Below are 16021 nucleotides of genomic sequence, written 5' to 3' on the forward strand. Positions count from 1 at the left end.
TCTACCGTTCTTCGCCCCGGATTGATAGATATCGGACATCTTCAAGGTTGCAATTGCCAGGGCCTGCTCGTTGATGTTTGATGGCATGGCCTTCGTCCGCAGTCTGCGCAGATGCCATCACTCGCCATCAAAGTCGAGAACGTCTCCAAAGCCTATACGGTCTGGTCGTCGCCGGCGGCGCGCCTACATGGGCCGATGCTCGGGCGGCTTGGCCAACTGCCGTTCCTGCCGGCCGCGGTGCGAGACACCTGCGAGCGATTGTCGCATGGCGCCGTGCGCAACTACTACGCCCTGCATGACGTCTCGCTCGAGGTGCGGCGCGGCGCCAGTGTCGGCATCATCGGCCGCAATGGTTCAGGTAAGAGCACGCTCTTGCAGCTGCTCGCTGGGACGCTGACGCCGAGCCAGGGCGAGATCGCCGTCGTCGGCAGCATTGCCGCCATGCTCGAGCTTGGCAGCGGCTTCGATCCGGACTTTTCGGGGCGTGAGAATGTCTATCTGAATGCGGCCATCCGCGGTATGAGCCGGCGGCAAACCGACGCGAAATTCGACGAAATCGCCGCGTTTGCGGACATCGGCGACTTCATCGACCAACCGACCAAGACCTATTCCAGCGGCATGACCGTCCGTCTGGCGTTCGCCACCTCCGCCTGTCTCAAGCCGGAGGTGCTGCTGGTTGATGAGGCGCTGAGCGTCGGCGACATCTTCTTCCAGCAGAAATGCATCCGCCACATGAGGGAGGCGATGGCCGATGTCACCAAGGTCTTCGTCACGCACGACCTCCAGGCGATCCGCAGCGTGACCGAATACGCCTATGTGCTCGACCGCGGCGAAATCGTCTTCGCCGGAAGCTCCAGGGATGCAGTCGATTTCTACATCAGGATGTCGCACCGCGTCTCCGACGGACGCGACCGTTCCGTGGCGGACGCCGGCTCCGCAGCGCTGGGCAGACGCTCCGCGCCGGGCGCGGACATGGACGCGAACAGGTTCGAGCGGCTGCCATGGATTGATCTCAAATCGTCGCAATTGAGCGGGGCGGGGGACGTTCTGATCAGGCGGGTCGCCGTCACCAAACCTGATCTTGCTCCGGCCGGTACGGTTCAGGCGGGGGACCGGATCAGCGTCGATCTGTTGCTGGGGTGCGCCGCAACGAAGACGCACGTGATCGTCGGCTATCTGCTCAGCGACCGTCACGGCAATCAGATCTGCGGCGAGAACAGTTGTAGCCTCGCCCGCGGCGTCGTCGCACTCGATCCCGGCGAACACCTGGTGCGGCTCGAATTTGTCTGGCCGGAAATCCAGCCGGGCGACTACACCCTCACGGTCGGCATTGGCGAGGGGACGGATCCGCTGCGGCACGTCGTCCAATGCTGGGCTCATAGCGTCGTCAAGCTCAACGCCATCAGTCCTGGTCGGGCGATCCACGGCATCTTCAACAACCCGATAACGAAGCTCGACATTGTCCCGCTTGGCGGTTCCACGGCCTGGCCAGCCCCCGGTTCGGCAGCGCCTCCATCAATCCGGTGTGGCGTATGATCGAGCCCGAGCATTCCGCCGACTTGTCGCAGCAACCAGTCTGGGTCGTCAGCGAACCAGCTTACGAGTCGGATGTCCTGAACCCGCAGCTCGCGATATCCCCCTGGCAGGGGCACCGCGACTTCGCGTATGATCTTGTCGGCTTTTCGCGGCCGCGTCTGATCGTCGAACTCGGCGTTCACTACGGCTGCTCCTATTTTGCCTTCTGCCAGGCGGTCAAAGATCGCGATCTGCCGAGCCGGGTCGTCGGCATCGATACGTGGGAAGGCGACGAGCACTGCGGCCACTACGGCGGCGAAGTGTACGAGACGGCCGCGAAGACGATGGCTGGCTCGTTCGCCGATGATCGCTTTGTGCTGCATCGCGCCCGCTTTGATCAGGCGACGGAAGCGTTCGACGACGATTCGATCGATCTGCTGCATATCGACGGCCTGCACACCTATGATGCGGTTCGCAGCGATTTCACCACCTGGTTGCCAAAGCTTGCCCCGGACGGAATCGTCCTGATGCACGATATCGCGCCGTCATCGGGCTACGAGTCCGCCCGTTTCTGGGCAGAGATCAAGCAGCGCCATCCACACTTCGAATTCCTGAACCGGTGGGGGCTCGGCATCCTCTTTCCCAAGGGCGAACGCTGGTACCGCGCCGGGCTCGCGGAAGGCGTGCCGGACAAGATTCGCGGCTATCTCTACCGCGGCGAATGGCTCGTCGAGCGCTACCGCGCCGCCATCGACTTGCAATGGCAGAGGGAGCAGACCGACCGCTGGTGGCAGGAAAGCGAGAGATTCAAACAGCGCGTCGGCGAACTGGAAAGACGGCAGCCTTCTGCATGGTTGCGCGCGATCGGCATCGTTCGTCGCTCCGACGGAGATTGACGGGATGGATTGGGGATATCGGCAGATGGATGACACTGTTGCGGTGATCACGCGGACCAGGAACCGTCCGTTGCTGTTGCCGCGCGCCCTGGACAGCGTGTTGGGCCAGAGCTTCGAGGATTGGATTCACGTCGTGGTCAACGACGGCGGCGATCCTGCCACGGTCGACGGACTGATAGCCCAGCGCGCGGGTCGCTATGCAGGTCGTTGCCACGTCATCCACAATAATACATCGCGCGGCATGGAAGCCGCGTCAAATCAAGGCGTTGAAGCGACATCCAGCCGCTATATCGTTATTCACGACGATGATGACGCATGGCGACCGGACTTCCTCAGTAAGACTGTGGCCTATATGGAGGCGAATGCGACGTTTCCGAAACTGGCCGGCGTGATCACCCACACGGAGAGAGTCGTCGAATCCATAAGGGAGGACCGGATCGAGACCGTGCAACGACACGATTTCAATTCCTGGGTAAAGGGGGTGCATTTGTTTCGCATGCTGGCGCAAAACATGTTCCCGCCGATCTCGTTCCTGTTCAGGAGAGATGCGCTGGTGAAGATCGGCCCATTCCGGGAGGATCTTCCGGTTCTGGGTGACTGGGAATTCAATGTCCGATTCCTGCAATCCTTCGAGATCGGAGTGCTGTGCGAATGCCTGGCCTATTATCACCATCGTTTGCCGGCAGGCGCGGTCGAATACAGCAATTCGGTCGTCGATCAGAGCCACCAGCATGAGAACTACAGCGTCTTCCTCCGCAACGAATGGCTTCGTCAGGAACTGAATAGCGGACGCACCGGGATCGGCACCCTGGCCAATATTTCGTGGCAGATGTTTCTATTGGAGGCGTGGCTTCGAAAACGGCGCCAGGACAAGGGCTTTCTTCATCGCGTCTTTCGCCGAAGAAAATACGATTGAGCATGCAAAGCGACATGGACGCGGAACTCCGATCCAGACTTGATGACGCCGACGTCGTTTCATTCGACGTCTTCGATACGTCGATTCTTCGCGCGTTGGCGGAGCCCGATGATCTCTTTCTGTTGATGGAGCCGGCTGTGCGCCGCAGGCTCGGCGCAGATTCAATTCAGTTCGCGGCGGCGCGGCGCGATGCGGAGCGGTTGGCGCGCGAACGCGCCTGGCAAAGCCATCGTGCCCGGGAAGTCACGTTGGACGAAATCTACGGCACCCTTTCCGAGTCCCTGGCTATCGATTCGGAGTTGTCTAAGGCCGTTGCTCAAATGGAGATCGAGGCGGAGCTCGACGTCTGCCGGCGCAATCCGTTCATTCATGATGCCTATCGCTGGTGCCGCGATCGCGGCAAGCGAATCGCCTTCATCTCCGATTCGTACCTTCCGGAGCACGTGATCGCCGATCTGCTGCGGAATGCGGGCTACGACGGCCATGAAGCCCTGCTGGTTTCGTCGGTCTCGAAGAAGACGAAGTCAACCGGCGAGCTCCATGCCGAAGCGCGAGCGCGCCTGCCCGGTGAAGGTCAGCGCTGGCTCCACATCGGCGACAACGTCCGCGCGGATATCGAGATGGGACGGAAGCATGGAATGTCGACCTGGCATTACCGGCGCTGCATGGACGCATATATGAGCTCTCATCGCGCCTCGAAGGTGTGGAAGACATCGGAGCCTGCATCTGCGGCAAGGTCGGTCGCGCAGGGGCTGATCGCCAACCGGATCACTCATGCAAGGCGGAACGCCGTGCCGGTCTCGCGCGAGGAGAGCTTTTGGGAGGATTTCGGCTATGTAACGGCCGGTCCGCTGTTTGTCGGCTTCACGGAATGGTTGATTGAGCAAGCTAAGGCGCGCCGCTTGGACGCCCTGTATTTCCTGGCCCGTGAAGGGCTCGTGATGCAGCAGGTCTATGACAAGCTGGCCGCCGCGACAGATGGAGCGGTCAAAGAGACGCACTATCTTTATGGTTCGAGGCGTGCGCTTAACGTGGCGGCGATCAAGGACCTCAATGAGGATGTCATCCGGTTTCTGTCGGGCGGGACATCGGTGCTTACAGCGGCGCAATTCATCGAGCGCGCTGGCGTCGACTGGCGCAAACATGAGGGAGCTTTCGGTGCGGCTGGATTTAGCGGCCCCGACCACGAGGTCAAGACGGAGGCGGACTATGGACGCCTGCGGCAATTGTTCCTCGGGCTTGCAGGACCGATCTGCGAGAACGCGCGCGAGGAACGTGAGGTTCTGCTGGACTATTTGAGCGCTTCCGGTCTGGTGGGGGGCCGCCGCGTTGGCCTGATCGACGTCGGGTGGCATGGTACGATGCAGCGGTCGATCACCGATATGCTGCGCGAGAGGGGGGATTGCCCGGAGATTACCGGACTCTACCTCGGCACATATGGGTTCGCGCACGAGATCGTTCTGCCCGACGAGAAATATCCCCACGACGCCTATCTTTTCCGGCGGGGCGAACCGGACGACTACCGGCGCTTGATCTGGGAGGGGGTCGAAGTCGTCGAATTGTTGTTTTCGGCGACGGAGGGCACGATCGTTCGTATGGAGCGCGACGCCGACGGCAACTATCTTCCCGTTAGGGCGTCCACCGATCTCGAGCCCTACAGGGTCGAGAGTATCGTGCGCATGCAACAAGGGGCGATGCAATTCGTCGACGACTATCTGGCGCTGAAGGTCCGGTTTCCGGACCTCGCCTTGTCCAAGGACGCGGCGGCGGCGCAATTGAAGCGCTTCCTGCAGTATCCGACCGAAGCCGAGGCGCGTCATGTCGGCGATATTCCGCACGGAGAAGGATTCGGTGCCGTATACGCAAGACGACTGCTGGCCTATCCGCACAGTCTGCGGATGCTGGCGCGACCGCAGTCGTTCCGATGGGTGCTCCGGCACGATTATTGGCACGCCGGCCGCAATCGTCGCGGCTCACCGGTGCAGCGCGCGGTTTATTGGCTTCTGACCCGGTAATCCCGCGGACGTCGACGCCGGCGCGGCCAACCCGCCGGCGACGCCCTCCGCCTTGGTCCCATGGTCATCGCCCACAGTCCGCGCTCGTTCCATCAGCGCGAGATCGCGCGACGTCAACCCAAGGATCAGGAAGAACAGGATCACGCCCGCATATCCGAACCGATAATCCGGCACGACGATGAGGGGAAGCAGCATGACCTGATAGGCGATAGCCACGACCAGATAGACCATCCACTCGGGTCGACGCCGATGCAGCTTCAGCCGCACTATGGCCGCCAGAAGGACGACGGCTCCGATCATCGGCAGCCAATGGCTGGAGAGCCATTGAGGCGCGGCATCGAGATAGGCATTCACCATTCCGTTCGCCTTCGGCCAAAAGAGGTGAATACGAGGATTTGAATCGATGCCGGGATGGTACGTCCAATGCCCGCGCAGGTACTCGCGCACGATGACGCTGCGGGTGTCGAGATATGCGAGCGGATAGGCCACAACGGCGCTCTCCCAGCGGCGACGCAGTTCTGCCAAGTCGTCGCCGACGACGAACCGCACCATTTCGCTTTCGGGATTCGCCCATGCGATCGGAGACAGGCTGTCGCTCCAGTAGTGCCGCTGCAGCACAGCAAGATCGTTGGCGGGAAAGCTCGCGGGAGTCAGCAAGAGCTGATCGGTCCGGATCGAAATGCCGGCGAGGTCGAACAGAAAGATCCCGCCCTCGGCATGCCGGGCTTCAGGCTTGACGACTTTTGCGACGAACAGGCCTAGCGCGGCGGCGGTGAGGAGCAAGACCCCGGCGAAGCGGGCGGCCGGGAGCAATTTTCGTCCGGCCAGGACGTACTCGCCCCAAATGAACAGCGGCAGCAGGAGAACGGTCTCCGGGCGTATCGATGGTGCGAGCGCAATCAGGGCTGCGCGCGTGTGGACGAGCCTGGCTGGCGCGGCCGCTGAGGACATCGCGAAGGTCGCGACGAATAGCGCGGCCACCCAGGTGTCCTTCGAGACCGCAACGAGGTGGTTGAGTACGGGTGGGAACAACGCGAATCCGAACGCGGCCAGCAACGCCGCCGGCGACGAAAGGCCATTGGCGCGTAAGGTGAGGACGACCGCATAAACGATCGCGAAGACGATCAGCGTGGTATGCCCCGCGACCAGGGCCGGAGAGGCGCCGATCGTTCTCCACAGCCAGGCCACGAGAGGAGCGTGCCAGTCGTGAAAGCGGTCGCCGAGTGCCTGGCCATACAGGTCGAGCGCATCGGCATTCATCCGTCCGGGAAACGAGGGCAACGCGATCAGCGCTGATCCGACGAAGGTCAAGAGCGCCAGAGCCCAAGGCGGAAAGCGATCCTGATGCCCGGTCGTCATGAGCGCTGTGCCTGAGAAGGATGCGGAATCGTCGCTGTCGGCTTGCGAAATTCAGCTATTTGCTTGCACTCGTTTGGCGCTACTGTCAAACTTGTTGATACTTATGGTTTCGTAGCGGGGGCGACGTAACATGGCGGCCGTGCAGCAATCGCGAGATCATTTTTCCTGGCCGCAACTGCTGTTGCCGTGGGAAATCGTGCGCAGACTGGTCGCGCACGGCACGCTGCTTCGGCAGTTTACCTTGCGCGATATTCTGGCGCGCTACCGCGGCTCGTATCTGGGCGTTGTCTGGTCGCTGTTGCGGCCGCTGGGGATGCTGACTGTCTATGTGGTCGTCTTCGGCTTCATCCTGCAGCCGCAACTCGGCGGTGGCGCGGGCAAGCTGGACTTCGTGCTCTCGATGTTCTGCGGGCTGATCCTATTCGATTTCTTCGCCGAGGCGGTCGGACGCTCGCCCGCTCTGGTCGTCTCGAAACCTAACTTCGTCACCAAGGTGGTTTTCCCGCTGGAGATTCTGTCGCTGTCGGCCGTGGCGGCCGCGCTCGTGCAGATGATCGTCAGCTTCGTCCCATTCTTCTGTGGCGTCCTGCTGGCGCACGGTACGGTTCCGGCGACGGCGACGCTGCTTCCGCTCGTGGTCGCGCCGTTGATCTGCTTTGCATTGGGCTTTAGCTGGCTGCTGTCCAGTCTCGGCGTGTTTGTCAGGGATCTCAACGCGATGGTGCCATTGTTGCTGACAGTGCTCATGTTTGCCAGCGCGATCTTCTATTCGCTGAGCAGTGTCCCCCCGGAATTCCGATGGTTGTTCGATCTCAATCCGATTGCCGCGCTGGTCGATGATGCGCGCAAGGTCGCCGTGCTGGGGCTTGCGCCGGAATGGGGGAGGCTGGGCGCGATGTTCGCCGCTGGCGTCGTTGTCGCTGTCGCTGGCTATGCCTTCTTCATGCGCACGAAGCGCGGCTTCGCCGACGTGGTCTGACGGTCTGCGGACGCGATGAACAGCACAACGTGCGCTTCGGCCGGGGCGATGAAGGCGCCCACACCGTTTCGATTGGCAATTCTGTTCGACGATGCCGACGCGGCATCGCTGGCGCGAGCCGCCACCTTGCGCGACGGCTTCGATCCCACTTGGTTTGCGCCGGAACTCTGGCCGGCCGGACTCACGCGGTTCTCCGGCCTGATGCGGCTGGCTTGGCAGTTGCGTAGCCGTCGGCCCGCGGCTCTCTACGCGCCGTCGTCGCGCGGTGCGAACTGGGGCGCCGTTATGGGCGTCCTGTTCGGCATTCCCGTCGTGACGGACAGTCCCCAACCCGGCATTGCGCGCCTCGTGCGGCTGGTTCGTGGCCGCTGTGCCGCTGTGGGCTTGGATGCAGCGGCGTCTTCAGCCAAGACGTTGGCGCTGCCAGCCATCGAGGGCGTCGAGCATGTTCTGCGCGGGGTCCTGCAGATGGGATCGTCGTGGACGACGACGGGCGACGGGCGGCTGCCGATCGAGTTGGCGCTGGGCACCAGGAACGGCGGATCGGCGATGGCCGATCGGATCGAAGAGCGTGGCGTCAGTCGTCCCGACCGGTCGGTGCGCGTCGTCGGCCGGCCGACCTTGACGGTGTTCCTCCCCGAGCGGCGGATCGCGACCGGAACGGCGATCGTCATCTGTCCGGGCGGCGGCTATGCCAGCGTCACCATCGACAAGGAAGGTCATGACGTCGCGCGCTGGCTGGCGGCGCGGGGCATCGCCGGCCTTGTCCTGAAATACCGGCTGCCGCAATCGGATCGGGCGGACACCGCCCTGCCGTTGCCGATGGCCGATCTCGACGAAGCGCTGGCGGTAACGCGCGCCCATGCGACGGTGTGGGGGATCCGCTCCGATCGGATCGGCGCCATGGGCTTCTCGGCCGGCGGGCATATGGTGGCATGGGCCTCGCGGTCGGCGGGATCGCCGGCCTTTGCCATCCTGGTCTACCCCGTCATCTCAATGGATCGAGCCATTACCCATGCTGGATCACGCAAGGCCCTGCTCGGGAAGTCTCCATCCGATGCCGTGGCCGGACGTTACTCGTTTGAGCGGGCCGTCACGCCAGGCGTCTGTCCGACATTTGTCGTTCACGCTCGGGACGACACCGTCGCCAAGCCAGAGAATAGCTTCGTCTATCTTGAGGCGCTGCGCGCGGCGGCCGTGCCTGTGGAGGCCATGATCTGTGATCACGGCGGCCATGGCTTTGGCCTCGGAATTCATGGCGGCGAGGTCGCAAACTGGCCGGATCGTTGCCTTGAGTGGATCGCTACGACGACTGCAGCACGTTGGAGACCGTCACCCGAATGAGCGGGACTCGAGCAAGCCGGTCGACCACAACGATAACCCATGGTATCGATCGAAAGGTGTCGTATCGATATTTGATCGCATTGGTTGAGGTTGCGAGGCGGGAAGGTTGCGGCTGAAGAAAGCGAGTTCTTGCATGGGTGCTGGGCGGCGGATTCTTGTTACGGGCGGAGCCGGATACATCGGGTCACATTGTTGCAAGGCAGTTAGGGAAGCTGGATTTGAGCCTGTCTGCTACGACAACCTTGCAATCGGCCATCGATCGTTTGTGAACTGGGGACCTCTTGTTACGGGGGACATCCTGGACGAACGGAGCCTCGTTGCAGCGCTGAGGGAGTTTGAGATCCAGGCCGTTATTCATTTGGCGGCATCGAGCCTGGTGGGTGAGTCTGTATCGCATCCTCACATTTATTATCGTAACAACGTGGTCGGCACGCTGACGCTGCTCGACTCCATGCGCAAGGCCGGATGCTCCAGCATTGTTTTTTCGAGCACCGGCGCAGTCTATGGCGAAGTACCTCTGATGCCCATCAGAGAAGCCCAAGCAGGGCATGCCGTAAATCCATACGGCAGATCGAAATGGATGGCCGAGCAGATCATCGGGGACTTCGAGGCTTCATATGGGTTCAACGCGATTCGGTTGCGCTATTTCAATGCTTGCGGGGCAGATGATTGCGGGCTCATCGGCGAACTTCGGGACCCCGAAACTCATCTGATTCCGCGGGCGCTGATGGTCATTCAGGGACACCTGGATGAGTTCGCCGTCTACGGGGATGATTACGATACTCCCGATGGATCGGCAGTCCGGGACTACATTCATGTCAGCGATTTGGCAGATGCGCATGTGAGGGCGATCCATGCCTTGATGAGAAACGAAAGGAAAATTGTCGGACGAGCGTTCAATCTCGGAACCGGCAAGGGTTATTCGGTCAAAGAGGTGTTGCACGCCATTGAGCGGGAAACCGGTTCTGCGCCGCCCACAACGATGAAGGATCGTCGCCCCGGTGACCCGTCCACGTTGGTGGCGGACCCCACAGCTGCCAACGACGATCTCCAGTTCCGCCCATTGCGATCGGACCTGCATACGATCATCAGGTCAGCCTGGGCATGGCATACGAAGGCGCATCCTCGCCGGGTCCGCGAGCTTTGACCAAGGGGAGCCGCCGTGCGTCCTTCTTTCCGGCTGCCGGCCATGTCAAAGTCGCGAACGACGCGGCCCACCGGCGAGATCGGCCAGCAGCTCTCGAGCATCCAGTCCGCCCCCCCCCCAGCAATCGGTCGGTGCCGTCCGCGAGATCGGCATCACGATCGAGAAGCTGCAGGAGATTTCGTCGACGATCGCATCGGCCGTGGAGCAGCAGGGCGCTGTCACGCAGGATATCTCGCGTAATATCCAGCACGCGGGCGCGAGAACGCAGTTGGTCTCGGCCAACATTGCGGATGGACAGCGTGGCGCAGTCGATGCCGGAACCGCCACATCCCAGGTTCTGTCCGCCGGGTAATAGGGCTAGAATCTGCGCCAAATTCAGAATTGGCGTTGATTTACAGCGGACGCCCGTAGCTTTTGATCCCGCCATTCGGAGGTTCGATCCCTCCCGCCCCAGCCAGGTCGAGCGCCCGACAGGCAGGGCTGGATATCGCCCGTGGGACCATGTCGCCGGTACGTCCGATGTTTCGGGTGCCTGCGATGGCAAAATTCCGGAAGTCCAGACAAACCGCGCGCTGTGCCTTGACCGCCCGCCGCGTGATGGTTCACAAATCGTAGCAAACTGAAGGACATGCAGGCGCCCCATGCTGCGCCGCGCCGCTGGCACGATTGCTGCTTAGTGAGCCGCCAAACGAGCGCCAGCTCCAGAACAACAGATGCGAGGGACGTCCGGATGCCAGCCCACAGCCCATCCCTCACCTGAGACCCGGCGACAGGCGATTCCGCCTGCGCAGCTTCGCGGGTCCGCCCCCCGGCCCGGCCCGCGTCCGGACGCATGACGTTGCTCCGGCATGCAATGGAGCCGGCGCGGAAGCGGGTCATAGGCAGACCAGAGAGATAGACCGAGTAAGATCAGGGAGAGAAGATACGATGTCTGCAACCACCACAGCGGCCGCGGCACCACCGCAGAAGCCGTTCTACCGGGTCCTCTATGTGCAGGTCCTGTTCGCGATCGTGCTCGGTGTCATCGTCGGCTGGCTCTGGCCCGAGCTCGGCAAGAACGAATGGATCAAGGCGCTGGGCGACGGCTTCGTCAAGCTGATCAAGATGGTGATCGCGCCGGTCATCTTCTGCACCGTCGTGTCGGGAATCGCGCACGTCTCCGAGGTGAAGAAGGTCGGGCGCGTTGCCGTCAAGGCGCTGATCTATTTCGAGATCGTCTCGACCTTCGCGCTTGCGCTCGGGCTCATCGTCGGCAATTTCATTCAGCCGGGGGCAGGGTTCCAGGGCCAGAGCAACGCCGGCACCGCCGCCGTCGCCAACTACGCCAAGCAGGCGAGCGAGATGAAGTCGGTCGACTTCGTGCTTCACATCATCCCGGACACGGTGGTCGGAGCGTTCGCGCAGGGCGATATCCTGCAGGTGCTGCTGTTCTCGATCCTGTTCGGCATCGCCCTGATGACGCTCGGTGAGCGCGGCCATACGATGCGCGCCTTCATCGACGACGCCGCGCACGCGATCTTCGGCGTCATCGCCCTCGTGGTGAAGGCCGCTCCGATCGGTGCCTTCGGCGCCATGGCCTTCACCATCGGTCGCTACGGGCCGCAGGCGCTCGGCAACCTCGCCGGCCTGATCGCGACCTTCTATCTCACGTCACTCGCTTTCGTCGTGATCGTGCTCGGCATCATCGCCCGCATCGCCGGATTCTCGATCTTCAAGTTCCTCAAATACATCAAGGACGAGCTGCTGATCGTGCTCGGCACCTCGTCATCCGAGAGCGCGCTGCCGCAGATGATGGAGAAGCTGGAGCGGCTCGGCTGTTCCAAGCCGGTCGTCGGCCTGGTGGTTCCGACCGGCTACTCGTTCAATCTCGACGGCACTAACATCTACATGACGCTGGCGACGCTGTTCATCGCGCAGGCGATGAACGTTCACCTCTCCTTCGGCGAGCAGATCACGATCCTGCTGGTCGCGATGCTGACCTCGAAGGGCGCCTCGGGCATCACCGGCGCCGGCTTCATCACCCTGGCCGGAACGCTTGCGGCTGTGCGGCCGGAGCTCGTTCCGGGCATGGCGATCGTGCTCGGCATCGACAAGTTCATGAGCGAGTGCCGCGCACTGACCAATCTGTGCGGCAACGGCGTCGCCTGCGTGATCGTGGCGTGGTGGGAAGGCGAGCTCGATCGCGACAAGCTGCGCATCGCGCTCGATCGCGATATCGATCCCGCCGATGTCGAAGTCGCAGTCACCACGGGATAGGCCTGCGGTCGCGGTGGGCGCTGCTGTCGCATTCCAGCGTCGGTAGCGCCGGCCGCGGCCCTGCCCAATCGCGATGCCGCCAACATCTCGGATAATCTGCTAAGGTGGCGGCGGGCAGGGGTTTACCGTGGAGGCATCCTGCCTGGTGCCGCAAGGCCGGCATGGTCTGACCATCGCGACGATACGGCGTATCGTGAACATGGTCGCGCTGGCTGGGGCGGCGGTGCCGAAGTGATGACGCAGCCGGAGTGACATCGCAGTCATTCCGTCGCGCCGCGGTCACCCTCGGGGAGATTGGATGATGGCCGTTGCGCAGTCTGGTGTTCCTCGCATCGTGATCGTCGGCGGTGGCGCCGGCGGCTTGGAGCTCGCGACCCGGCTCGGAGACAGATACGGCCGCAAGGGCAAGCTCGACGTCACGCTGGTCGAGCGCAACCGCACCCATGTCTGGAAGCCGAAGCTGCACGAGATCGCGGCCGGCAGCATGGACATCTCCGCGCACGAGGTCGACTATCTCGCCCAGGCCTATTGGCACGGCTTTCACTACCGCATCGGCGACATGATCGGCCTCGATCGCGACAAGCGCGAGGTGCTGGTGGCGCCCTACCTCGACGCCGAGGGGCGCGAGGTCACGCCGCAGCGGACCATCCCCTATGACGTGCTCGTCATTTCCATCGGCAGCCAGAACAACGATTTCGGCACGCCCGGCGTCGTCGACCACGCCATCAAGCTGGAATCGCAGCGCGACGCCAGGCGCTTCCACGAGCGCATGATCAACGCCTGCATCCGCGTCCATTCGCAGTCGTCGCCGATCGCGCCGCACCAGCTCAAGGTCGCGATTATCGGCGCCGGTGCGACCGGCGTCGAATTGGCCGCGGAGCTGCATCGCACGACGCGCGAGGTGGTGGCCTATGGTCTCGACCAGGTCGACGCCGAGAAGGACATCAGGATCACGCTGATCGAGGCCGCGGGCCGGGTGTTGCCGGCATTGCCCGAGCGGGTCTCGCGCGAGACCGAGAAGCTGCTCGCAAAGCTCGGCGTCGAGGTCCTGGTTGGCGCCAAGGTCGCCGAGGTCGGCGCCGACAAGGTCAGCCTTGTCGACGGCCGTGTCATCCCGGCCGAGCTGATCGTCTGGGCCGCGGGCGTCAAGGCGCCCGACTTCCTGAAGGACATTGCGGGCCTGGAGACCAACCGCATCAACCAGCTCGTGGTCAGGCAGACCCTGCAGACCACGCGCGACGAGCGCGTCTTCGCGATCGGCGACTGCTCGGCCTGCTCCTGGGGCGAGCGCGGCAACGTGCCGCCGCGGGCGCAGGCGGCACATCAGCAGGCGTCGCATCTCTACAAGCAGATTCCGCGCTTCGTCAGAGGCGAGCCGCTGGCGGACTACCGCTATCACGATTTCGGCTCGCTGGTGTCACTCGGCGAGTTCAGCACGGTCGGCTCGATGATGGGCGCGCTGGTCGGCGGCAATCTGGTGTTCGAAGGCCTGTTCGCGCGGATGATGTATCTGTCGCTCTACAAGATGCACGAATACGCGCTGCACGGGCTCGCGAAGGTGTCGCTGGACACGCTGGCGCGCCTGATCACCCGCCGCACCGAGCCGCACGTCAAGCTGCACTGACGAGGGCGCCTTGGCGTCGGCCCGGCCGATTTTGTTGTCGCCTATTGCCCGGCAAGACCTTAGACTTGCAGCACAATTACGGATACGGCAGCCGCGGCCCGGTACACGGGCCTGGGAAGTGATGGGCCTGGAACGTGATGGGCCTGGAAAAGGGAATGACGGACCTTCCATTCCGGATCGGCATCGAGGGACATCTCGACGTCACCGCGGTGGTCGGCAGGCGCGCGGGCTGGGTCGCTCGCGGAGTGATGGCGGCTGCGCTGGTCGGCGTCGCGGCATGGCTCGGCTATGCCATTGCCTTTTCCCGCGGGCTCGATCAGCGGCACGCCGCGGCCCAGCAGCGGCTGGCGGTCGAGGCCGCGCAGCTCGACGGCTACCTCTCGCGCTTCGAATATCTGCCCTCGCTGCTGGAGACCTCGCCCGATGTCTTCCGGCTGCTCGGCACGCCGGACGATCGCGCGCTGCAGCAGAGCGTCAGCCTGCATCTGAAGTCGATCAATCTGCTGGCCGGCGCCGACAACCTCTATGTCCTCACCGTCGCCGGTGATGCGATCGCCGCCGCCGACTTCGATCAGCCGGGGACGCCGGTCGGCAGCAACCTGTCCTACCGCCCCTATATGCGCCAAGCGCTGGCGACCGGCCGCGGCGTGTTCTTCGGCATCGGTATCACCAGCGCGCGCGCCGGCTATTACCTGTCCTATGCCGTCAAGCAAGAGGGACGGACCATCGGCGTCGCCGTCGTCAAGGTCAATCTCGATGCCTTCGAGCGCGAATGGCGCAACCGCGGTGCCGACATGCTGCTGGTCGACGCCCGCGGCGTCACCATTCTCGCCTCGCGCGAGGAATGGCGTTTCCGCCCGTTGACGCCGCTCTCGGTCGACGCGCTCGAGGAGATCGCGACGTCCAAGCCCTATGGCAGCTCCAGCCTCGCGCCGCTCGGCTGGAGCTTCATGGAGAGGACCGATCGCGGCGGCCAGGTCGCGACCGAGCGCGGCGCGGTCTACAGCGTCGACGAGCGTCCGCTCAACGGGCGACAATGGCAGCTGCTGCTGCTCGACGACGAGGCGCCGATCCGGCGGACGGCCTTGATCATCGGCACGCTCTCGGGTCTCGCCAGCATCGTGGCGCTGCTGGCGTTCGGCCTGCTGGCGCAGCGACGCCGCGAGATCCGGCAGCGGCTGGCGAGCCAGGCCGCGCTGCAGGCCGCCAATGACAGGCTGGAAATGCGGGTGCAGGAGCGCACCGCCGAATTGCGCGCCGCGCAGGACGAACTCGTCCATGCCGGCAAGCTCGCCGTGCTCGGCCAGATGTCGGCCGGCATGGTGCACGAGATCAACCAGCCGCTGGCGGCGCTGCAGACCGCCTCCGACAATGCCGTGCAATTCGTCGATCGCGGCATGATCGGCGAGGCCCGCGGCAATCTCATCCGCATCGGCGAGTTGGTCCGCCGTCTGGCGCGGCTGACCGGCCAGCTGCGCGTGTTCGCCTACAAATCGAACGCGCCGCTCGATGCCGTCTCGGTCGAGCAGGCGCTGTCCGAGACGCTCAAGATCCTCGGCGCGCGGGTGAAGGACGGCAATGTCGACGTCACCATCGATCTCGCGCCCGAGCTTCATGTCAGGGCCGATCAGATCCGGCTCGAGCAACTGCTCTGCAACATCATCGCCAACGCGCTCGATGCCGTCGAGGGCGCCGCGCGGAAGTCCATCCACATCCGCGCCGTGCGTGAGGAGGGGCAGTGCCGCATCACCATCGCCAACAGCGGCCCGGCGATCGCCGCCGATGTCCTGCCGCGCCTGTTCGAGCCCTTCGTGACGACCAAGCCGGCCGGCAAGGGGCTCGGACTTGGGCTCGTGATCGCCAATCACATCGCGCGGTCGTTCGGCGGCGAGCTGCGGGCGCGGAATCTCGAGCCGTCCGGCGCCGAGTTCATTGTGCTGCTGCCGCTTGCCGATTGAAGAGGTTCCCGC

Annotated in this window: 11 protein-coding genes and 1 pseudogene; 11 read left to right on the plus strand and 1 reads right to left on the minus strand. The window is 63.5% G+C overall.

Going from position 1 to position 16021, the window contains the following annotated elements; translation table 11 throughout:
* Positions 1-273 precede the first annotated feature (273 nt).
* The 4 genes from QX135_RS07300 to QX135_RS07315 are packed head-to-tail and all read left to right on the plus strand — an operon-like array spanning position 274 to position 5342.
* Positions 274-1536, plus strand: a complete 1263-nt coding sequence (locus QX135_RS07300; RefSeq protein ID WP_316186367.1) for an ABC transporter ATP-binding protein — start codon at positions 274-276, stop codon at positions 1534-1536.
* A complete protein-coding gene (locus tag QX135_RS07305; protein ID WP_316176764.1) occupies positions 1533-2411 on the plus strand; it encodes a class I SAM-dependent methyltransferase in 879 nt (292 codons plus the stop codon). The genes QX135_RS07300 and QX135_RS07305 overlap by 4 nt, the downstream gene beginning before the upstream one ends.
* 25 nt (positions 2412-2436) lie before the next feature.
* Positions 2437-3327 carry a glycosyltransferase family 2 protein gene (locus QX135_RS07310; RefSeq protein ID WP_316176763.1) on the plus strand — a complete coding sequence of 297 codons (891 nt, stop codon included), beginning with the start codon at positions 2437-2439 and terminating at the stop codon, positions 3325-3327.
* 2 nt (positions 3328-3329) lie between these two features.
* Positions 3330-5342 carry a hypothetical protein gene (locus QX135_RS07315; protein ID WP_316176762.1) on the plus strand — a complete coding sequence of 671 codons (2013 nt, stop codon included), beginning with the start codon at positions 3330-3332 and terminating at the stop codon, positions 5340-5342.
* On the opposite strand, the gene QX135_RS07320 is transcribed toward QX135_RS07315, so the two are convergent.
* A complete protein-coding gene (locus QX135_RS07320) occupies positions 5301-6701 on the minus strand; it encodes a hypothetical protein (protein ID WP_316176761.1) in 1401 nt (466 codons plus the stop codon). The genes QX135_RS07315 and QX135_RS07320 overlap by 42 nt on opposite strands.
* A 130-nt stretch (positions 6702-6831) precedes the next feature.
* Between QX135_RS07320 and QX135_RS07325 the strand changes: the two genes are divergently transcribed.
* The 7 genes and pseudogenes from QX135_RS07325 to QX135_RS07355 all read left to right on the plus strand — a co-directional run bounded on the left by QX135_RS07325 (position 6832) and on the right by QX135_RS07355 (position 16009).
* Positions 6832-7680: an ABC transporter permease gene (locus QX135_RS07325; protein ID WP_315798898.1), complete on the plus strand. Its 849-nt coding sequence runs from the start codon at positions 6832-6834 to the stop codon at positions 7678-7680.
* Between the two features lie 126 nt (positions 7681-7806).
* Entirely contained in the window at positions 7807-9024 is a 1218-nt protein-coding gene (locus tag QX135_RS07330) for an alpha/beta hydrolase (protein WP_316176760.1), read from the plus strand.
* Between the two features lie 133 nt (positions 9025-9157).
* Positions 9158-10171: a UDP-glucose 4-epimerase GalE gene (gene galE / locus QX135_RS07335; protein ID WP_316176759.1), complete on the plus strand. Its 1014-nt coding sequence runs from the start codon at positions 9158-9160 to the stop codon at positions 10169-10171.
* A 3-nt stretch (positions 10172-10174) separates the two neighbouring features.
* Positions 10175-10517, plus strand: a pseudogene (locus QX135_RS07340) (methyl-accepting chemotaxis protein); the annotation flags it as partial.
* 581 nt (positions 10518-11098) lie between these two features.
* Positions 11099-12427 (plus strand): dicarboxylate/amino acid:cation symporter, encoded by a 1329-nt coding sequence (locus QX135_RS07345; protein ID WP_315741096.1) that lies wholly within the window; start codon positions 11099-11101, stop codon positions 12425-12427.
* A gap of 301 nt (positions 12428-12728) precedes the next feature.
* Positions 12729-14051, plus strand: coding sequence for an NAD(P)/FAD-dependent oxidoreductase (locus QX135_RS07350; RefSeq protein ID WP_316176758.1), 1323 nt, complete (start codon positions 12729-12731; stop codon positions 14049-14051).
* Positions 14052-14206: 155 nt separating this feature from the next.
* On the plus strand, positions 14207-16009 hold the full coding sequence (locus tag QX135_RS07355; protein WP_316234008.1) for an ATP-binding protein: 1803 nt from the start codon (positions 14207-14209) through the stop codon (positions 16007-16009).
* Positions 16010-16021: the final 12 nt, after the last annotated feature.

Source organism: Bradyrhizobium sp. SZCCHNR1098, from assembly GCF_032489375.1.
Lineage (GTDB): Bacteria > Pseudomonadota > Alphaproteobacteria > Rhizobiales > Xanthobacteraceae > Bradyrhizobium.